The 20,162-nt window shown below is 72.2% G+C and carries 16 protein-coding genes; 8 read left to right on the forward strand and 8 right to left on the reverse strand.

Features of this window, described 5'->3' with window-relative positions; genetic code table 11:
- Positions 1 to 43 precede the first annotated feature (43 nt).
- A complete protein-coding gene (locus Ade02nite_RS19910) occupies positions 44 to 1,276 on the reverse strand; it encodes a hypothetical protein (RefSeq protein WP_203765514.1) in 1,233 nt (410 codons plus the stop codon).
- 161 nt (positions 1,277 to 1,437) lie between these two features.
- On the opposite strand from Ade02nite_RS19910, the gene Ade02nite_RS19915 reads away from it, so the two are divergent.
- The 5 genes from Ade02nite_RS19915 to Ade02nite_RS19935 are packed head-to-tail and all read left to right on the forward strand — an operon-like array spanning position 1,438 to position 6,100.
- Entirely contained in the window at positions 1,438 to 2,583 is a 1,146-nt protein-coding gene (locus Ade02nite_RS19915; RefSeq protein ID WP_203765516.1) for a sensor histidine kinase, read from the forward strand.
- Positions 2,580 to 3,239 (forward strand): response regulator, encoded by a 660-nt coding sequence (locus tag Ade02nite_RS19920; protein ID WP_203765517.1) that lies wholly within the window; start codon positions 2,580 to 2,582, stop codon positions 3,237 to 3,239. Before Ade02nite_RS19915 ends, Ade02nite_RS19920 begins: the two co-directional genes overlap by 4 nt.
- Positions 3,240 to 3,289: 50 nt before the next feature.
- Positions 3,290 to 4,069: a PAS domain-containing protein gene (locus Ade02nite_RS19925; RefSeq protein ID WP_203765521.1), complete on the forward strand. Its 780-nt coding sequence runs from the start codon at positions 3,290 to 3,292 to the stop codon at positions 4,067 to 4,069.
- Entirely contained in the window at positions 4,066 to 5,703 is a 1,638-nt protein-coding gene (locus Ade02nite_RS19930) for a putative bifunctional diguanylate cyclase/phosphodiesterase (RefSeq protein ID WP_203765522.1), read from the forward strand. The genes Ade02nite_RS19925 and Ade02nite_RS19930 overlap by 4 nt, the downstream gene beginning before the upstream one ends.
- 40 nt (positions 5,704 to 5,743) lie before the next feature.
- On the forward strand, positions 5,744 to 6,100 hold the full coding sequence (locus Ade02nite_RS19935) for an STAS domain-containing protein (protein WP_203765524.1): 357 nt from the start codon (positions 5,744 to 5,746) through the stop codon (positions 6,098 to 6,100).
- Here the strand turns inward: Ade02nite_RS19935 and Ade02nite_RS19940 are convergent.
- The 6 genes from Ade02nite_RS19940 to kdpF all read right to left on the reverse strand — a co-directional run bounded on the left by Ade02nite_RS19940 (position 6,066) and on the right by kdpF (position 13,674).
- Positions 6,066 to 6,461 carry an STAS domain-containing protein gene (locus Ade02nite_RS19940; RefSeq protein ID WP_203765526.1) on the reverse strand — a complete coding sequence of 132 codons (396 nt, stop codon included), beginning with the start codon at positions 6,459 to 6,461 and terminating at the stop codon, positions 6,066 to 6,068. The two genes, Ade02nite_RS19935 and Ade02nite_RS19940, sit on opposite strands and share 35 nt — an antisense overlap.
- A 73-nt stretch (positions 6,462 to 6,534) precedes the next feature.
- Positions 6,535 to 9,015: a DUF4118 domain-containing protein gene (locus Ade02nite_RS19945; protein WP_203765528.1), complete on the reverse strand. Its 2,481-nt coding sequence runs from the start codon at positions 9,013 to 9,015 to the stop codon at positions 6,535 to 6,537.
- Positions 9,016 to 9,035: 20 nt separating this feature from the next.
- Positions 9,036 to 9,866, reverse strand: a complete 831-nt coding sequence (locus Ade02nite_RS19950; RefSeq protein WP_203765530.1) for a potassium-transporting ATPase subunit C — start codon at positions 9,864 to 9,866, stop codon at positions 9,036 to 9,038.
- A 3-nt stretch (positions 9,867 to 9,869) separates the two neighbouring features.
- Complete coding sequence (gene kdpB / locus Ade02nite_RS19955) at positions 9,870 to 11,942, reverse strand: potassium-transporting ATPase subunit KdpB (RefSeq protein ID WP_203765532.1); 2,073 nt, start codon at positions 11,940 to 11,942, stop codon at positions 9,870 to 9,872.
- Positions 11,939 to 13,585 carry a potassium-transporting ATPase subunit KdpA gene (gene kdpA / locus Ade02nite_RS19960; protein WP_203765533.1) on the reverse strand — a complete coding sequence of 549 codons (1,647 nt, stop codon included), beginning with the start codon at positions 13,583 to 13,585 and terminating at the stop codon, positions 11,939 to 11,941. The genes kdpB and kdpA overlap by 4 nt, the downstream gene beginning before the upstream one ends.
- Positions 13,585 to 13,674 carry a K(+)-transporting ATPase subunit F gene (gene kdpF / locus Ade02nite_RS19965; protein ID WP_203765534.1) on the reverse strand — a complete coding sequence of 30 codons (90 nt, stop codon included), beginning with the start codon at positions 13,672 to 13,674 and terminating at the stop codon, positions 13,585 to 13,587. Before kdpF ends, kdpA begins: the two co-directional genes overlap by 1 nt.
- A 310-nt stretch (positions 13,675 to 13,984) precedes the next feature.
- On the opposite strand from kdpF, the gene Ade02nite_RS19970 reads away from it, so the two are divergent.
- From Ade02nite_RS19970 to Ade02nite_RS19980, 3 genes are all read left to right on the forward strand, one after another.
- Positions 13,985 to 16,027: a PhoX family protein gene (locus Ade02nite_RS19970; RefSeq protein ID WP_203765535.1), complete on the forward strand. Its 2,043-nt coding sequence runs from the start codon at positions 13,985 to 13,987 to the stop codon at positions 16,025 to 16,027.
- 89 nt (positions 16,028 to 16,116) lie between these two features.
- Positions 16,117 to 18,189 (forward strand): PhoX family protein, encoded by a 2,073-nt coding sequence (locus tag Ade02nite_RS19975; RefSeq protein ID WP_203765537.1) that lies wholly within the window; start codon positions 16,117 to 16,119, stop codon positions 18,187 to 18,189.
- A 212-nt stretch (positions 18,190 to 18,401) separates the two neighbouring features.
- A complete protein-coding gene (locus Ade02nite_RS19980) occupies positions 18,402 to 19,910 on the forward strand; it encodes a methionine--tRNA ligase (protein WP_203765544.1) in 1,509 nt (502 codons plus the stop codon).
- On the opposite strand, the gene Ade02nite_RS19985 is transcribed toward Ade02nite_RS19980, so the two are convergent.
- Positions 19,876 to 20,160, reverse strand: a complete 285-nt coding sequence (locus Ade02nite_RS19985; protein WP_203765546.1) for an ArsR/SmtB family transcription factor — start codon at positions 20,158 to 20,160, stop codon at positions 19,876 to 19,878. The genes Ade02nite_RS19980 and Ade02nite_RS19985 overlap by 35 nt on opposite strands.
- Positions 20,161 to 20,162: the final 2 nt, after the last annotated feature.

Consider the following 20,162-nt stretch of genomic DNA (forward strand, 5'->3'; position numbering starts at 1 on the left):
CCCGGAGCCGCCACTCCGAGCCGGGCGCATCCCCCCGGGTGGGTCAGGTCATCGCCGGCGCCGCGACGGGTGTGCGGCGCAGCGCCGCCCCCAGCAGACCGAAACCCACCACCAGAACCGCCGGGCCGACGACCCCCAACGGCCCGAACGGAAGCGCGAAGAAGCCGGCGAACCCGGCCACCACCAGCGCCGGAACCCACCAGCGCACCAGGCCGTCGCGGGCCGCGCCGATCGCCACCACGATCAGCCCGAGCAGCGAGAACACCATGCCCGGCAGCGCCCAGCCGAAGGTGAACAGGGCGTAGCCGTCGGTCAGCTCCCGGGCCCGGTCGGCGACGTCGTTGCCGAGCGCCTGCCGGGCGGCGAGGTCGGTGTAGTCGCCGAGCATCAGCGCGCTGAAGTTGATCAGCGCGAGCACTGTCACGAAGGCCGCCGCCCGGGTGAACCGGCCGCCCCGCTCGGCGACGGCGATGACGGCCGGCACGAAGAGCACCCACGCCAGGTGCAGGAAGAACGCGCTGGCCTGGGCCAGCGCCGGGTGGTCGGCATAGGTGGCGGTGTCCCCCGCGCCCGGTGGCACCGTCGCCATGCCGATCGCGAAGGACAGCGGAGCGGCCACCAGGCAGACCACGCCGGCCCGGCGCGGGAACGTCGCGTCCTGCTGGGGATGCCGCAGCATCTGCCGGGCCGCCAGGCCGTACGCGACCACGAGCACCACCGGCCCGGCGAGGCAGAGCGGCACCGGCGAGATCGCGAAGAGCAGGTAGAGCACCGTGCCGGCGAGCGCCAGGCCCGCGGTCCACCAGGTGATCACCTTGGCCCGCGCCGCCGCGATCGGCACCACGGTCAGCGCGATCGCCCAGCCCGCGATGCCCGGCACCTGCCATCCCCAGCGCGCCCAGCCGTACGAGCCGATCGTGTCGTCGTAGGCGGCCAGCTGCGCGTCGGTCAGCGCCGGCTGCTGCTCCAGCGCGAGCAGCCCGATGTCGAAGGCCATCAGCCCCGAGAACGTCACCAGCCCGAGCAGCGTGGCCACCCAGCCGATCGCCGCGAGCGCCCGGCCGCGCTGCCGGATCGGCCGCAGCAGGCCGATGAAGCCGACCGCGAGCAACGCCCACGCCCAGTGCAGCAGCAGCGCGTGCCACTGCGTCGCTGCCGGATGATCCCGGTAGGCCCCGTAGCTCTGGTCGTCGCCGAGCGCCGGGTCGACCCCCGTCGACACCGCGAGCGCCACCGGAGCCAACACCAGGCACGCTGCCGTCGCCTTGCGCCACATCGGACTCTCCTCCCTGTCGGACTGTGCCGAACAGGGACGCTACGAACGGAAGGCCGCGCGGTAACCCGTACACGGACGGAGGTCCTCTCCCCCGCGCGGCGGACCGCTTGTCATCCTCGCGGCGGGTTCGGCGGGGAGGCGGGCGGCCGTACCGTCGTCGCATGATCCGGGAGGTAACACGTCAGATCCGGCCGATGGACTGGGTGGTGTCCGGCAGTTTCGTGGCGTTCGCCCTGGCCGAGGAGTACCTCATCCGGATGCCCGGCTGGTGGTGGCCGTACGTGGTGGCGCTCTTCGGGGTGCTCTTCCTGGTGCGCCGGATCTTTCCGCTGCTCACGATGCTGCCGCACCTCATCGGGCCGCTGCCGGTCTTCTACGAGCCCGCGACGATCGCCGGCGAGGCCACCATCAACTTCCGGCTCTGGCAGCTGGTGGCCGAGATGATCGCGTCGTACACGGTCGGCCGGTGCGTGCCGCCGGTCGGCAGCGGCCGGCGCGGTGTGATCGGCGTGGTCCTCATGGTGGTGACGTTCGCCGTCTACTTCGTCTCCGACCCGGGCGACCCGATGGCGGCGCTGTTCTTCCCGCTCGCGCCGTACGCCCTCGGGGTGGTCCTGGCCGTGCAGGCGCGGCGCACCGCCGACGCCGCCTCGGCCCTCGCGGCGGTCCGCGAGCAGCTGGCCCGCGAGGCGGTCATGGAGGAGCGGGTGCGGATCGCCCGCGAGCTGCACGACATGGTGGCGCACAGCGTGACGGTCATGGTGATCCAGGCCGGCGTGGTGCGGCGCCGGCTCGACGCGGGGCTGCCGGTCGACCGGGAGCTGCTGCACACCATCGAGTCGTCCGGCCGCGACGCGGTGGGCGAGCTGCGCCGTACGCTCGGTCTGCTGCGCGGCGAGGGCTCCGACGGCGCGCAGCCGCCCGTGGGGCTCGACCGGCTCGACGAGCTGGTCGCCCAGGTCCGCGAGGCGGGGCTGACGGTGACCGTGCGACGGGAGGGCGAGCCGGTGACGATCCCGCCCGCGATCGACCTGTCCGCCTACCGCATCGTGCAGGAGGCGCTCACCAACGTGCTGCGCCACGCCGGCCAGGTGCGCGTCGCCGTGACGGTCGGCTACTGCCCAGGCGGGCTGCGCCTCGCGGTGGTCAACGACGGACGCCGGGCCGAGCGGGGCGAGGGCGGGCACGGGCTGATCGGCATGCGCGAGCGGGCCGCGCTCTTCGGCGGCGAGCTGGCCGCCGGCCCGCGCGAGGAGGGCGGGTTCGCGGTGACCTGCCGGCTGCCGATCCCGGTGGCCGTCCGATGACCATCAGCGTGGTGATCGCCGACGACCAGCGGATGGTCCGGGCCGGGCTGCGCATGGTGATCGAGACCGAGCCGGACATGACAGTGGTGGGCGAGGCGGGCGACGGCGCCGAGGCGGTCGCGCTGGCCCGGCGGATCCGGCCGGACGTCGTGCTGATGGACATCGCGATGCCCCGGCAGGACGGCCTCGCGGCCACCAGCACACTGCTCGCGAGCCCGCACCCGCCCCGGGTGATCATGCTGACCACCTTCGACACCGACGAGAACCTCTACCGGGCGCTGCGCGCCGGGGCGAGCGGCTTCCTGCTCAAGGTCTCGTCGCCCGAGCACCTGATCACGGCCATCCGGGTGGTGGCGGCCGGCGAGGCGCTGCTCGACCCGGCGATCACCACCCGGGTCATCTCGGCCTTCGCCGGCCGGCCCGGCCCGCGGCCGCCCGCCGAGCTCGACGGCCTCACCCCGCGCGAGTCCGAGGTGCTGCGGCTCGTGGCCCGGGGCCTGTCCAACGCCGAGATCGCCGCGGCGCTCGCCGTCGGCGAGGCGACCGTGAAGACCCACGTGGCCCGGGTGCTGATGAAGCTCGGGCTGCGCGACCGGGTGCAGGCCGTCGTGTTCGCGTACGAGAGCGGGCTCGTGCGCGCCGGCGGGCGCGACTGAGACCCCGGGAGAATCCTCAGGCGGGCGCGGCGGGCGCCGATGGACTCATCATGCTTGCTGCGGACTCCTCGGCCGGGCCCACCGGCGCGCTGCGGGCGACCTCACTGGCCTTCGTCGAGGTCGATCGCGCGGGCCTGATCCGCGAGTGGAACCCGGCCGCCGAGCGCCTCTTCGGCTGGTCCCGCGACGAGGTGCTGGGCCGCGCCCTGGCGGACACCATCGTGCCGGCCTCGCTGCGCGCCGCGCACACCGCCGGGTTCGCCCGCCGCCTGGTCTCCGGCGACGACGCCTGGCCGGGCACCCAGGTGGAGGTTCCCGCGTCTCACCGGGACGGCTCCGAGCTGCTCGTCTCCATGGTCGTCGACGCGGTCGAGGACGGTTACGTCGCCTTCGTGTCCGACCGGACCAGGGCGCACCGCGCCCAGCAGGGTGTCCAGCGGGTCAAGACACTGCTCAACACGATCCTCGAGCACAACTCCGCCCTGATCACGGCGCGGGACCTCGACGGCCGGTTCCTCTTCGTCAACGGCGAGTACGAGCGGGTCTTCCAGGTCTCCGCCGCCGACCTGATCGGCCGGCGGGACACCGACGTGCTGCCCGACGCCGCGACGGCCGACGCGCGCCGCAACACCGAGCGGGTGGCGGCCACCGGCGAGGCGCTGACCGCGCTGGAGGAGGTGCCGTTCGGCGACGAGATCAGGCAGTACGTGGTGACACGCTTCCCGCTGACCGACCCGGACGGCTCCCTCTACGGCGTCTGCGCGATCGCCATCGACGACACCGAGCGGCGCCGCGGCGAGGCCGGCGGCTCCCCGGTGAGCACGAGGTGAGTGGCGCCGTCCGGCTGCCCCGCAAGGTCGGCGAGACCGCGGTGCCCATGGTGCCCGTGCCCGCCGGCACGAGCCTCGCCGAGATCGTGGCGCTGCTGCGCGACGACCCCTCGCGGCCCGGCGTCCTGATCGACTCCCCCACCGGCCCGCGGTTGCTGAGCCGCAGCTCGCGGACCCTGCACGATCCGCTCGTGCTCGCCGCCGACACCGATGTCGACCTGGCCGCCGAGGCCGCCCTGGCCCGGCCGCCCGGGGAGCTCGCCGAGCCGGTCGTGGTGCGCTGGGCGGACGGCCGGCACGGCGTCGCGCCGGTCGCCGGCCTGCTCACCGCGATGGCCGGCCGGTACGCCCGGTTGTCGCGCGCCGACCAGCTGACCGGCCTGCCCAACCGGGCCACCGCGCTGGCCGAGGGCGAGCGGCGGCTGGCCGACGGCTCGCTCGCCGCCGTCGTGCAGTTCGGCCTGGACCGCTTCCAGGAGGTCAACGACATGCTCGGCCGGCAGGGTGCCGACGTGCTGCTCCAGCGCGTGGCCGCCGGCCTGCGCGCGGCCTGCGGCGACGAGTGCCTGGTCGCCCGTCTCGAGGGCGACCGGTTCGTGGTGCTGCTCGCGCATCCCGCCCCCGATCCGGACCTCGCCCGGCTGGCGCGCCGGCTCACCGACGCCCTCCGTGGCCCGCACACGGTCGGCGGGGTGCCGGTGAGCCTGGAGGCGAGCGTCGGCGTGGCCGAGGCCGAGGGGAACGCCGACGCGGACGTCCTGTTCCGCCGGGCCACGGCCGCGATGCGGTGCGCCAAGCAGGACCGCACCGGTGTCGTCCGATGGACCGCGCGCACCGGCCTCGGCCGGCGCGCCGACCTGCGCCAGCTGACCGAGCTGCGGGCCGGCATCCGGGCGGGCCATCTGAGGCTGCACTACCAGCCGCTGCACCGGGCGGGCTGCCGCACGCTGAACGGCACCGAGGCCCTGGTCCGCTGGCAGCACCCGCAGCGCGGCATGCTGCCGCCCGGTGTCTTCCTGCCGGACGCGGAGCGCTCGGACGTGATCCTGGAGCTGACCGACTGGGTGCTCGCCGAGGCGATCCACCAGGCCTGCGCCTGGCACCGCGCGGGCCGCGGCATGCCGGTGTCGGTGAACCTGTCGGCCGCGTACCTGGCTCAGGACCGGGCCGTGCCGACGATCCTGGCACTGCTGCGCCTGGAGGGCCTGCCGGCGTCGCTGCTCACCGTGGAGATCACCGAGACGGCGGTGCTGGCCCGTCCCGATCAGGCAGCGGCACGGCTCGCGGAGATCCGGGCGGCCGGTATCCGGGTCGCGATCGACGACTTCGGCACCGGCTACACCTCGCTCGGGCTCCTCCCCGAGCTGCCGATCGACGAGCTGAAGATCGACCAGTCGTTCGTCCTGCGCATGCACGACTCGAAGCCGCACGCGGTGATCATCGACTCGGTGATCGCGATCGCCCGGGCGCTGAGCCTGACGGTGGTCGCCGAGGGCGTGGAGGACGAGCCGACCGCCGCGGCGCTCGCCGACGCCGGTGTGGACCTCCTGCAGGGATACCACCTCGGCCGGCCCTGCCCGGCCGAGAATGTTCATGGACGATCGTGGGTATCGCCTGGAGAGGCTGAGCAGTAACCTTTCCCTCCGGAGAACAACGGGTAACGAAGGGTCCGCGATGACCGCTACTACGGTCGACGTCGAAACCAGCCCCGACGGAACGCTCGTCATCCAGCCGCACGGTGTGCTCGACGCCGACGACGCGGTCGAGCTGCGCCGCACCCTGGTGCACGCCGTCCGTCACCTGCGGCCGCTGCGGCTCGTGCTCGACCTGCACGACGTCGCCGACATCGATCCGATCAACCTCGGCACCCTGGTCGCCGCCTGCTTCCTGGGCGACGACCACCAGGTGGCCGTCTTTCTCGACCGCAGCAGCCCGGCGATAGCCGACCGGCTCAGCGCCGCGGGCGTCGCCACCCACCGGCTCCGCGAGGTACGGGTCACCCCAGACGGTCAGGCGCTCCCAGCGGCGTGAAGTCGAAGACGTCCGGCCACGCGGGGGCGTAGAGCAGGTCGTCGTCCCGGCGCTCGCACAGCCCGGTCGCCTCGAGCATCTGCCGTACGCCGCCCCGCGCGTTGACGACCTCGAAGCCGTGCCCGCCGCGCAGCGCCCTGGTGTAGCCGGTCAACAGCACCTCGATGCACTCGCTGCCGATCTCGTCGACCCCGGCGAGGTCGAGCACCACCCGCCCCCGCCGCCGGCGCGCGAAGGCGTCCCACAGCCGCCGGCGCAGCTCCCGGTGGGCCGCCTTGTCGAAAGAACCGCTCAGGTGCAGGTAGGTGGTGTTGCCGGCCTTGTCGGTGTCTCTCTCGATGGCACAGCGGAGCTCGGTCATGCATCCGGTGTACCCGGCCCAGGTAACCGTCCGCCGAATAGCACGAGGTCGCCGGGTCAAGGCACGAAGCGGGTCACGACGAGCTCGCCGGCAGGGCGAGCACCATGGTGAGGCCGCCGCCAGGGGTCTCCTCGGGGGTGAGAGCGCCGCCCACCGCCTCGGTCAGGCCGCGCGAGAGCGCCAGGCCGAGGCCGACCCCGGTGTGGTTGTCCCGGTCGCCGAGGCGCTGGAAGGGCAGGAAGACGTCGTCCCAGCGGTCCCGGGGGATGCCGGGACCGTGGTCGATGACGCGGAGCTCGACGGTGTCGCCGTGGCGGCTCGCGGTGATCACCGGTGGGCGGCCGGCGGGGCTGTGGCGCAACGCGTTGGCGACCAGGTTGACCAGCACCCGTTCGAGCAGGCCCGGGTCGGTGCGCACGGGCGGCAGGTCGTCGGGCAGGTGCAGGGTGACCTTGCGGCCGTCGGGGCCGAGGTCGTCGAGGGCGAGCGGCAGCACCTCCTCGGCGCCGACGTCGGCGAGGCTCACGCCGAGCGCGCCGGCCTGCAGGCGGCTCATGTCGAGCAGGTTGGCGACGAGCCGGCCGAGCCGGTCGAGCGACTCGTCGGCGGTGACCAGCAGCTCGTGCCGGTCCTCCTCGTCGAAGTGCACCTCGTCGCTGAGCAGGCCGGCCACCGACGCCTTGGCCGAGGCGAGCGGGGTGCGCAGGTCGTGGCTGACCGCGGCGAGCAGCGCGGTGCGCATCCGGTCGGCCTCGGCCAGCGGTTTCGCGGCGGCCGCCTCGGCGCTGAGCCGTTGCTGGCGCAGCGCCACCGCGGCCTGCGCGGCGAACGCCTCGACGATGCGCCGGTCGGAGGCCGCGAGCGGATGGCCCTTGAGCAGCATGGTGATGTGCTCGTCGGCCCGGACCTCGACGTCCGCGTCGGACGCCCGAGTGCAGACGGGATGGCCCACCTCGGCCGCGGGCTCGCCGTCGGAGAGCAGCGTGACCGAGTCGAAGCCGAACGTCTCGCGCAGCCGTTCGAGCAGCGCCATCAGCGGCCGCTCGCCGCGCAGCACGCCGCCGGCCACCGTGGCCAGTGTCTGGGCGTCGGCCGAGGCGGCCGCGGCCTGGCGGGTCTTGCGGGCCGCGGTGTCGACCACCCAGCTCACCGCGAGCGCCACCACGACGAAGATGCCGAGCGCGAGCAGATTGTCGGTCTCGGCGATGGTGAACCGGCCCACCGGCGGGGTGAAGAACCAGTTGAGCAGCAGCGACCCCGCGACCGCCGCGAGCAGGGCCGGCCACAGGCCACCGATCAGCGAGACGCCGACGACGGCGGCCAGGAACAGCAGGATGTCGTTGATCAGGGTCAGCGAGGGGCCCAGCTTGAGCAGTGCGGTCAGCGCGGGCAGGCCGGCGAGGACGGCGGCGAAGCCGGCGATCCGGCGCCCGCGGGACAGCGCGGCGGGCATCCGCGCGCGGCGGCGGCCCTGCCCGGCCCGCTCGTGGGTGACCAGGTGCACGTCGATCGAGCCGGACCGGGCGATCGTGGTGGCGCCGACACCGGCGCTGAGGATCTGGGCGAACCGCCCGCGGCTGCTCGCGCCGAGCACGATCTGGGTCGCGTTGACCGCCCGGGCGAACTCGAGCAGGGCGCCGGCGACGTCCGGGCCGGACACCTGGTGATAGGTGCCGCCCAGGGTCTCGACCAGCACGCGCTGGCGGGCGAGTTTGGCCGGATCGGCGCCGGCCAGGCCGTCGTTGCGGGTGACGTGCACGGCGAGCAGGTCGGTGCCCTTGTTGCGGGCGGCGATGCGGGCCGCCCGGCGGATCAGCGTGTCCCCCTCGGGGCCGCCGGTCAGCGCCACCACGACCCGCTCGCGGGTCTCCCAGGTCGTGTCGATGCCGTGCTCGGCGCGATATCTGCCGAGCTGGTCGTCGACCTTGTCGGCGAGCCAGAGCAGGGCCAGCTCCCGCAGGGCGGTCAGGTTTCCGGTACGGAAGTAGTTGCCCAGCGCCGCGTCGACCTTCTCGGGCTGGTAGATGTTGCCGTGCGCCATCCGCCGGCGCAGCGCCTCGGGCGTCATGTCGACGAGCTCGACCTGCTCGGCCGCGCGCACCACCGCGTCGGGCACGGTCTCGCGCTGCTCGACGCCGGTGATCTGGGCGACCACATCGTTGAGCGATTCCAGGTGCTGCACGTTGACCGTGGTCAGCACGCTGATGCCGGCGTCGAGCAGGGTGCGCACGTCCTGCCACCGCTTGGCGTGCCGCGAGCCGGGCACGTTGGTGTGCGCGAGCTCGTCGACGACCGCCACCTCGGGCCGGCGGGCGAGGACCGCGTCGAGGTCCATCTCGGTGAAGCCGGCGCCCCGGTAGGTGACCTCCTGCCGGGGTATCACCTCCAGGTCGCCGATCATCGCGGCGGTGTGCTTGCGCCCGTGCGTCTCGACCAGCGCGACCACGACGTCGGTGCCGCGCTCGGCCCGGCGGTGTGCCTCCTCCAGCATGGCGTACGTCTTGCCGACGCCGGGCGCGGCGCCGAGATAGATCCGCAGTTCTCCACGTGCCATGACGCCGCGCCTCCCCTCTCCTACTGTGCGTCCAGGGCCAGGTTGAGCTCCAGGACGTTGACGGCCGGCTCACCCAGGAAGCCGAGCGCGCGGCCGTCGGTGTGCTCCTCGATGAGCTCGTGGACCCGGGCGAGCGGGAGACCGCGCTCGCGGGCGATCCGGGGCGCCTGGAGGTTCGCGTAGGCCGGGCTGATGTCCGGGTCGAGGCCGCTGCCGCCGGCCGTCACCGCGTCCGGCGGAACGACCGGCTTCGCCGGGGCGTCGCCGCGGATCGGCGTGATCACGCCACCCTCGGCCACGTAGTCGGTGTCGTTCTTCGCGGGCTCGACCGTGACGCCATGGTAGGTGGCGAGGAACGGCGTGCCGGTCTGGTTGACCGAGACGACGCGGGTGATCGGGCCGGTCAGGCCGTCGCGGTGGAAGACGGCGAGCACCGCGCCGACGCCGTCGGCGGTGCAGTAGGGACGGCTGCCGTCGACGTTCTCCAGCCTGCCGATGGCCAGGCTGCGCTCGCAGACCTGGGTGAGCAGGCTCTTGGCGCCGGCCGTGTCGACCACGCTCTCCGGGCCGAGGTTGCTCGCGGCGGTGGACGTGGGGTCGTAGCCGTCGCCGGCGGCCGAGGGGCGGCTCTGGAAGTACTTCGGGACGGGGTTGCCGTCGGCGTCGGTGAACGACTGGCCGATCAGCGTGCTGCCCACGGTCACCATCGAGCCGTTCGCCTTGTGCGAGAGGCCGGGCAGGTGCCCGATCGCCACGAAGGCGAGGGGGTAGGCGAGTCCGAGAAGGACGGTCAGAACGAGCAGCGCGCGCAGCGCGGCGAGGTGTTGTGAAAGCCAGGTAGGGAGTCGCATTTGTCAGATCCCCGGGATGAACTGGATGAGGAGGTCGATGAGCTTGATGCCGAGGAACGGCACGATGACGCCGCCCAGGCCGTAGACCCACAGGTTGCGGCGCAGCAGCGCGCTCGCGCTCGACGGCCGGTAGCGCACCCCGCGCAGGGCCAGCGGGATCAGCGCGACGATGACCAGCGCGTTGAAGATGACCGCGGAGAGGATCGCCGAGCCCGGCGAGTGCAGCCGCATGACGTTGAGGGCGTCGAGGCCCGGGTACACGGCGGCGAAGATCGCCGGAATGATGGCGAAGTACTTGGCGATGTCGTTCGCGATCGAGAAGGTGGTCAGCGCGCCCCGCGTGATGAGCAGCTGCTTGCCGATCTCGACGATCTCGATCAGCTTGGTCGGGTCGGAGTCGAGGTCGACCATGTTGCCGGCCTCCTTGGCGGCCGACGTGCCGGTGTTCATGGCCACGCCGACGTCCGCCTGAGCCAGCGCGGGCGCGTCGTTGGTGCCGTCGCCGGTCATCGCGACCAGCCGGCCGCCCTCCTGCTCCTTCTTGATCAGCGCGAGCTTGTCCTCGGGCGTCGCCTCGGCCAGGAAGTCGTCGACACCGGCCTCGGCGGCGATGGCCGCGGCCGTGCGCGGGTTGTCACCCGTGATCATCACGGTGCGGATGCCCATGCGGCGCATCTCGTCGAAGCGGGCGCGCATGCCCTCCTTGACGACGTCCTTGAGGTGGATGACGCCGAGGACGCGGTCCTTCTCGGCCACCACGAGCGGGGTGCCGCCGGAGGCGCTGATCCCGTCGACGATCTCGGCCACCTCGTCGGAGGAGCGGCCGACCCACTTGATGACGGCGGCCGCGGCCCCCTTGCGGATCTGCCGCGTTCCGAGATCGACGCCGCTCATCCGGGTCTGCGCGGTGAACGGCACGAAGGTCGCGCCGGTCATCAGGCCGGGCTCCCGCTCGCGTAGCCCGAACTCGTTCTTCGCCAGCACGACGATCGAGCGGCCCTCGGGAGTCTCGTCGGCCAGGCTGGACAGTTGCGCCGCGTCGGCCAGTTCGGCGGCCGAGACGCCGTCGACCGGGACGAACTCGGCGGCCTGACGGTTGCCCAGGGTGATCGTGCCGGTCTTGTCGAGCAGCAACGTGCTGACGTCGCCCGCGGCCTCGACCGCGCGGCCCGACATGGCGAGCACGTTGCGCTGCACCAGCCGGTCCATGCCGGCGATGCCGATCGCCGAGAGCAGCGCGCCGATCGTGGTCGGGATCAGGCAGACGATCAGCGAGACGAGCACGATGCCGGTGACGCCGTGCGCGTCGATCGCGATCGTGTCCGGCGCCGCCGCCTGGTACGCCTTCGAGAAGATCGCCAGCGGCTGGAGCGTCACCACCGAGAGCAGAAAGATGATCGTGAGCGCGGCCAGCAGGATGTTGAGCGCGATCTCGTTCGGCGTCTTCTGCCGGTTCGCGCCCTCGACCAGGGCGATCATCCGGTCGACGAAGCTCTCGCCGGGCTTCTGGGTGATCCGTACGACGATCCGGTCGGAGAGCACCCTGGTGCCGCCGGTGACCGCCGAGCGGTCCCCGCCGGACTCGCGGATCACCGGGGCCGACTCGCCGGTGATGGCCGACTCGTCGACGCTGGCGATGCCCTCGACGACGTCGCCGTCACCGGGGATCACCTGGCCGGCCTCGACCACTACCACGTCGCCCTGCTGGAGCTCGGTGGCCGGGATCTCGCGGCCGTCCCGCAGGTGGGCCACCGTGTCCTGCTTGGCCGCGCGCAGGGTGGCCGCCTGCGCCTTGCCCCGGCCCTCGGCGACCGCCTCGGCCAGGTTGGCGAAGACGACGGTGAGCCAGAGCCAGACCGTGACGATCCAGGCGAGCACGCTCGGGTCGGCGACGGCGAGGACGGTGGTGAAGACCGAGCCGGCCTCGACGATGAACATGACCGGGTTGCGCCACATGAGGCGCGGGTCGAGCTTACGGACGGCGCCGGGCAGCGAGCGCCACAGCTGATGCGGATCGAGCATTCCGCTCTTCACCGGCGTGCTTTGCACGGCCGGCCGGTCGGCGAGCATGGTCATGAGAGGCCCTCCGCGATGGGACCGAGAGCGAGAGCGGGGAGGAACGTCAGCGCGACCAGCACGATCGTGACGCCGACGACGAGCCCGACGAACAGGGGTTGGTGGGTGGGCAGCGTGCCCTCGGACTCCGGCACCGGGCGCTGCCGGGCCAGCGAGCCGGCCAGGGCCAGCACCAGGATGATCGGCAGGAAGCGGCCGAGGAGCATCGCCAGGCCGAGCGCGGTGTCCCACCACGGTGTGTTCACCGTGATGCCCGCGAAGGCCGAGCCGTTGTTGTTGCCGGCGCTGGTGAAGGCGTACAGCACCTCGGAGAGGCCGTGCGGGCCGGCGTTGAGCGCCGTGGCGTTGTGGCCGGTGGCGAAGGCCGCCGCCGTGCCGATCAGCACGATCGCGGGCGTGACCAGGAAGTAGAGCGACGCGAGCTTCATCTCGCGGGCGCCGATCTTCTTGCCGACGTACTCGGGGGTGCGGCCGACCATGAGGCCCGCCACGAAGACCGTGATCGTCGCCAGGATCAGCAGGCCGTAGAGGCCGGCGCCGACGCCGCCCGGGGCCACCTCGCCGAGCATCATGTTGACCATCGGCATCATGCCGCCGAAGGACGTGTAGGAGTCGAGGAACGAGTTGACGGCGCCGGTCGAGGTGAGCGTCGTGACCGCGCCGAAGGTCGCCGAGTCCGGCACGCCGAAGCGGACCTCCTTGCCCTCCATCGCGGCGCCGACCGCCTGCGGCACCGTGCCGCCGGCGTGCACCTCGAAGCCGACGGTGAGCGCGATCGAGGCGAGCGCGAGCACCGACATGACGGCGACGATCGCGTAGCCCTGGCGGTTCTGGCCGACCATCCGGCCGAAGACCCGGGGCATGGCGAACGGGATGCAGAGGATCAGGAAGAGCTGCACCCAGTTGGTCCAGGTCGTGGGGTTCTCGAACGGGTGGGCCGAGTTCGTGTTGTAGAAGCCGCCGCCGTTCGTGCCGAGCTCCTTGATCGCCTCCTGGGAGGCGACCGGGCCGCCGGTGATGTGCTGGGTGGCGCCGGTCAGCGTGGTGACGTCGGCGCCGCCCGAGAGGTTCTGCACCACCCCGCCGACCATGAAGACCAGCGTGGCCAGGACACAGATCGGCAGCAGCACGCGCAGCGTGATCCGGGTCAGGTCGACCCAGAAGTTGCCGAGCGTCTTGGTCTTGCGCGCCGCGAAGCCCCGGATCAGGGCGACCGCGACGGCGATGCCGACGGCGGCGGAGACGAAGTTCTGCACCGCGAGGCCGGCCATCTGCGCCAGGTGGCCCATTGTCGACTCGCCGGAGTACGCCTGCCAGTTGGTGTTGGTGACGAAGCTGACCGCGGTGTTCCAGGCGATGTGCGTGGGCACGCCGTCGAAGCCGAGCGACAGCCACAGCTTGTCCTGCACGCGCAGGAAGAGGTAGAGGAACAGGATCGAGACCGCGGAGAACGCGAGGACGCTGCGGGCGTAGACGCCCCAGCTCTGCTCGGCCTCCGGGTCGACCCCCACGAGCCGGTAGATGCCGCGCTCGACGACGTTGCTGCGCCGGCCGGACACCACCCGATGGAGGTAGTCACCCAGCGGCCGGTACACCGCGGCGACCGCGAGCACCAGCGTGATGACGAAGAGCCAGCCGGCCATCAGAACTTCTCCGGAAACAGCAGGGCGGCGACGAGGAACCCGGCCAGGACGACGGCCACGACGAGGCCGACGACGTTGACGGCGCTCACGAGCGTTCGACCGTCTTGATCAGCACGGTCAGCGCCGCGAACAGCGCGACCGTGAGAACGACGAACCCGAGATCAGCCACGGGGTGACTCCTTGGACGAGGTTGGGGTGGTACGCGGTGAAGCGAACCTCGCCGGAACCCCGGCGTCATCGGCGTTGACGCGTTGCGTACGGCCCCCGGGGGTTTCTTGACGCGTTTTTGACGCGGCTGCGACGCGGGACACAAGAATCAAGGGGGTCGCTCTCTGACGTGGAGTTGTTTACGCTGCGTTCACCTGGGATCGATGCACTCCGATCAAAGGAGATCTCGAGATGCGCGAGCTGTTACCCCTGCTGGGCCACGGCCGGGACGCGAAGACCTGCCTCTACCGATGCGGGAACGCGTGCGACCACCCCGTGCCGAATCAATCCGACAATTCCTATCTGGGCGATATCGTGAACGCGGCGGTGAGCCGTCGCGGGCTGCTGGCCGCGGGCGGCGTGAGCGCCCTGGTGCTCGGCGTCGATGTGCGGGCCGCGGCCGCCTCTGCGACGGCGACCGCGACGGCGCCGGCGCCCGCGCCCACGGGGCTGACCTTCAAGCCGATCCCGCCGAACGAGCTGGACAGCTTCATCGTGCCGAACGGCTACGACCACGCCGTGGTGATCCGCTGGGGCGACCCGATCCTGCCCGGCGCTCCCGCGCTCGACGTCCACCACCAGACCGGCGAGAGCCAGTCGAAGCAGTTCGGCTACAACAACGACTTCCTCGGCGTGCTGCCCTTCCCCGGCCGCGACGACCGCGCGCTGCTCGTGTCGAACCACGAGTACACCAACGAGGAGCTGATGTTCCCCGGATTCACCAGCCAGGAGGCGCTCACCGTCGACCAGGTGCGCGCCGCGATGGCCGCGCACGGCATGTCGGTGGTCGAGCTCGAACGGGTCGGCCGCACCGGCCAGTGGCGGCCGGTGCGGTCCCGGCGGCTGCCGTACAACAAGCGGCTCACCATGCTCGCCACGCCGTTCCGGGTGGACGGGCCGGCGGCCGGATCGCCGCTGCTGCGCACCGCGGCGGACCCGGCGGGCACCACGGTCATCGGCACGCTCAACAACTGCGCGGGTGGCGTGACGCCGTGGGGCACCGTGCTCTCCGGCGAGGAGAACTTCAACCAGTACTTCGTCGGCGGCGACGCCGTGCCGGCCGCCGACAAGCCCTACCTCAACCGCTACGGCATCCTCACCACCGCGCGCTATCCGTCGGGGTCACGCCGGTGGGAACGGGCGCAGGAGCGCTTCGACCTGGCCAAGCACCCGAACGAGGCGAACCGCTTCGGCTGGATCGTCGAGGTCGACCCCTTCGAGCCGGGCGCGCTGCCCCGCAAGCACACGGCGATGGGCCGCTTCAAGCACGAGGGCGCGAACGTGATCGTCGCCCGCAGCGGGCACGTCGTCGCGTACATGGGAGACGACGAGCGGTTCGAATACCTCTACAAGTTCGTCTCGTCGGGCACCTACCGGCCGCACGACCGCCGGCACAACCTGACCCTGCTCTCCTCGGGCACGCTGTACGTGGCCCAGCTCGACGGCGACAGCCCGGCCACCGAGATCGACGGCTCGGGCAAGCTGCCCTCGGACGGCGCGTTCGACGGCACCGGCAAGTGGATCAAGCTGGTGTCCGGCACCACGTCGTACGTGCCCGGCATGACCGCCACGGAGGTGCTGACGTTCACCCGGCTCGCCGGCGACGCGGTCGAGGCGACCAAGATGGACCGCCCCGAGGACGTCCAGCCGAGCTTGCAGACCGGCAAGATCTACGCCGCGCTCACCAACAACACCAACCGGGGTGTGGGGACCTATCCCGGCGTCGACGAGGCCAACCCGCGCACGGCCAACCGGCACGGCCAGATCCTGGAGATCACCGAAGACGGCGGGGACCACACCGGTCTCACCTTCACCTGGTCGCTGCCGATCGTCTGCGGCGACCCGGACGACCCGTCCACCTACTTCGCCGGGTTCGACAAGTCGAAGGTGTCGCCGATCTCGTGCCCCGACAACGTCGCCTTCGACCGCACCGGCAACCTCTGGATCGCCACCGACGGCAACGCGCTGGGCAGCAACGACGGCCTGTTCGCCACGCCGATCGAGGGCCCCTCGCGCGGACACCTCAAGCAGTTCCTGACCGTGCCGCCCGGCGCCGAGACGTGCGGCCCGTTCCTCACCGGCGACGACCGATCGGTCTTCGTGGCGGTGCAGCACCCCGGCGAGGTCACCGGGGCCACGATCGACAACCCGGCCTCCACGTGGCCGGACGGCGACTTCGCCAAACCGGCGGTCGTGGTGACCTGGCGCCTCGACGGAGGAGCGATCGGTAGTTAAGACGTTTACGCCGCGTTCACCCCGGACCGGTAGTCCGGGGTGAACCCCCTCTCCTAGGTTTCGGGCAGCTCACCTAACGAGGAGATGAGATGCCTGATATCCGCCGTCGGCTGTTACCGCTGCTGGGACACAGCGGGGGGAGCCGGGACGCGATGACGTGCCTCTACCGGTGCGGCAACGCCTGCGACCACCCGGTGCCCAACGAGACGGACAACCCGTACCTCGGCGACGTCGTCAGCTCGGCGATGAGCCGCCGCGGGCTGCTCGCCGCCGGCGGCGCCGGCGCCCTGGTGCTCGGCCTGAGCTCGACCCCGGCCATCGCGGCGACCCCGGCAAGCGCCGCGCCGGCCCCGGTTGCTCTCAAGGGCGGAAAAGCGGGCCCGCTGACCTTCAAGGCCATCCCGCCGAACCAGCTCGACAGCCTGATCGTGCCCAACGGCTACGACTCCTCGGTGGTCATCCGCTGGGGCGACCCCGTCGTGCCCGGCGCGCCCGAGTTCAGCCTGGGCCGCCAGACGGCGAAGGCCCAGTCGCTGCAGTTCGGCTACAACAACGACTTCGTCGGCGTGATCCCGATCAGCGACGACCGCGCGCTGCTCGTGGTCAACCACGAGTACACCAACGAGGAGCTGATGTTCCCGGGCTTCACCAGCCTGGACGCGCTCTCGGTCGAACAGCTCAAGGTCGCGATGGCGGCGCACGGCCTCTCCGTGGTCGAGATCGAGCGGGTGGGCCGCTCCGGGCAGTGGACCCCGGTCCGCTCCAAGCGGCTGCGCTACAACCGGCGCATCACCGCGCTCGAGACCCGCTTCCGCCTCACCGGCCCGGCCGCCGGCACCCCGGCGCTGCGCACGGCCGCGGACCCCAAGGGCTACACGGTCATCGGCACGCTCAACAACTGCGCCGGCGGCGTCACGCCGTGGGGCACCGTGCTCTCCGGCGAGGAGAACTTCAACCAGTACTTCGTCGGCGGCGACGCGGTCCCCGAGGCCGACAAGGCCAAGCTCAACCGCTACGGCATCTCGACCACCGCGCGCTACCCGAGCGGCTCGCGCAAGTGGGAGCGGGCCCAGGAGCGCTTCGACCTGGCCAAGCACCCGAACGAGGCGAACCGCTTCGGCTGGATCGTCGAGGTCGACCCGTTCGACCCCGACGCGCCGCCGCGCAAGCACACGGCGATGGGCCGTTTCAAGCACGAGGGCGCCAACGTGATCGTCGCCCGCAGCGGCCACGTCGTCGCGTACATGGGTGACGACGAGCGGTTCGACTACCTCTACAAGTTCGTCTCGGCGGGCAAGTACAAGAAGAACGACCGCCGGCACAACCTGACCCTGCTGGAGTCGGGCACCCTCTACGTCGCCCAGGTCAAGGGCGACAGCCCGGCCGCCGAGATCGACGGCTCGGGCAAGCTGCCCTCGGACGGCGCGTTCGACGGCACCGGCAAGTGGATCAAGCTGGTCTCCGGCACCACGTCGTACGTGCCGGGCATGACCGCCGCCGAGGTGCTCACCTTCACCCGCCTGGCGGGCGACAAGGTGGGCGCGACCAAGATGGACCGTCCCGAGGACGTCCAGCCGAGCCTCAAGACCGGCAAGATCTACGCCGCGATGACCAACAACACCAACCGGGGCGTCGGCTCCAACCCCGGCGTGGACGAGGCCAACCCGCGCAACACCAACAAGCACGGCCACATCTTCGAGATCACCGAGGACAACGGCGACCACACCGGCCTGACCTTCACGTGGTCGCTGCCGATCGTCTGCGGCGACCCGGCCGCGGCCGACACCTACTTCGGTGGCTACGACAAGACGAAGGTGTCGCCGATCTCCTGCCCCGACAACGTCGCCTTCGACAGCGCGGGCAACCTCTGGATCTCGACCGACGGCAACGCGCTGGGCAGCAACGACGGCCTGTTCGCCACGCCGATCGAGGGCCCGGACCGCGGTCGGGTGAAGCAGTTCCTCACCGTCCCGCGCGGCGCCGAGACCTGCGGCCCGTTCATCACCGGCGACGACCGCTCGGTCTTCGTCGCGGTCCAGCACCCCGGCGAGATCAGCGGGGCCACCGTCGACAAGCCGGCCTCCACCTGGCCCGACGGCGACTACGCCAAGCCGGGCGTGGTCGTGACCTGGCGCCTCGACGGCGGCCCGGTCGGCAGCTGACCCTTGCGGGCCCGGGCACCCCGGGCCCGCTTTTCGCGTGCGACTCCCGGCCGGCCTCTGCCATCATGGCGTCATGTCGCAGCACGCCCGTCGCATGATGCGCCCCGACCCGGGGCCCATCGGCGTGCGCTAGTCTCGCCACCACCAGCCCCGCTCGCGGGGGCTGGCCGGGCTCGATCCGCCCCTGTGACCGGGGCGGATCGGAGACCACCATGAGCGTCTACATCACCACGGCGATCCCGTACGTGAACGCCGCACCTCACCTCGGGCACGCGCTGGAGCTGGTGCAGGCGGATGCCCTCGCCCGTCATCGGCGCCTGCGTGGTCGACCGGTGCGGTTCCTGACCGGCACCGACGAGAACGCGCTCAAGAACGTGGCGGCCGCCGCCGCGGCCGGTGCGCGGGTCGACACCTTCGTCGCGGAGAACGCCGACCGGTTCGCCGGCCTCGCCGATGCGCTCGACCTGTCCTTCGACGACTTCATCCGCACCAGCAGCGACCCGCGCCACGCGCCGGGCGTCGAGCGCTTGTGGCGGCAGAGCGCGGCCCGGGGCGACTTCTACCGGCGCGGCTACGACGGTCTCTACTGCTCCGGGTGCGAGCAGTTCTACGCCGTGGCGGACCTGCTCGACGGGTTGTGCCCCGAGCACGGCGTGGCCCCGGAGAGGGTGACCGAGACCAACTGGTTCTTCCGGCTCACGCGCTACGCCGGTGACGTGCTCGCCGCGCTCGAGTCGGGACGCGTACGGGTCGAGCCGCCGGCCCGGCGCAACGAGGTGCTGGCGTTCGTCCGCGCCGGGCTGACCGACATCAGCGTCTCGCGGCCGGCGTCGCGGGCCGTGGGCTGGGGCATCCCGGTCCCCGACGATCCGGACCAGGTCGTCTACGTCTGGTGGGACGCCCTCGCCAACTACGTCACCGCCCTGGGCTACGGCAGCGGCGGCGACGCGTACCGGACGTGGTGGGCCGACGCGGCGGAACGGGTGCACGTCATCGGCAAGGGGATCGCGCGCTTCCACGCCGTCTACTGGCTGGCCCTGCTGCTGTCCACCGGCCAGCCGCTGCCCACCACGGTCTTCGTGCACGAATACCTCACCGTGGACGGCGCCAAGATCTCCAAGAGCGCCGGCGCCGCGGTCGACCCCTACGACCTCGTCGCCCGGCACGGCGCCGACGCGCTGCGCTGGTGGCTGCTGAGCGATGTCGCGGGCCTCGGCGACACCGACTTCACCGAGGCGCGGCTGCTGGACCGCTACCAGCGGGACCTCGCCAACGGTGTGGGCAACCTCGTCAACCGAACCCTGTCCCTGGTGCACAAGTACCGCGGGGGCCTGGTCCCCGGCTCCGCCGACGACGGGGAGCTCGCCGAGCAGTGCGCGGCGCTGCCCGCCACCGTCGACCGGGCGCTGGAGGCGTTCGACTTCCGGGCCGCCACCGGCGCGATCGGCACGGTCGTCGCCGCCGCCAACCGACTCGTCGAGACCGAGCGGCCGTGGGCGCTCGCCCGGCGCGAGCAGGCGGGCGACACCGCGGCCGGCGAGCGGCTCGACGCGACCCTCGCGGTCCTGGTCGACGCCTGCCGGGTCCTCGGGCACGAGCTGACGCCGTTCGTCCCCGCGGGAGCCGCCCGGATCGCGGCTCAGGTGGGTGCGGGGCCACTGGCCGGCCTGCCGCACCCGGTCTTCCCTAGTCGCCGCCGGAGTAGCGCAGCACCTCGGTGACCAGTTGGGCGGTGGCGTCGCCGGTGAGGGCGTAGTGCACCTGGCGGCCCTGGCGGCGCCGGCGGATGAGGCGGGCGTCGAGCAGGAAGCGCAGGTGGTGGGCGACCGCGGTGGGGTCGGCGGGCACCGCGGCGGTGATCTCACCGGGGGTGAGCTCGCCGCCGCGGAGCAGGACCAGGATGCGCAGGCGGTGTTCGTAGGCCATGCCGCGCAGCACGGTCACGGCCCGTTCGAGGATCTCGTCGTTCATGC

Origin of the sequence: Paractinoplanes deccanensis (genome assembly GCF_016862115.1) — a bacterium.
Classification (GTDB): domain Bacteria; phylum Actinomycetota; class Actinomycetes; order Mycobacteriales; family Micromonosporaceae; genus Actinoplanes; species Actinoplanes deccanensis.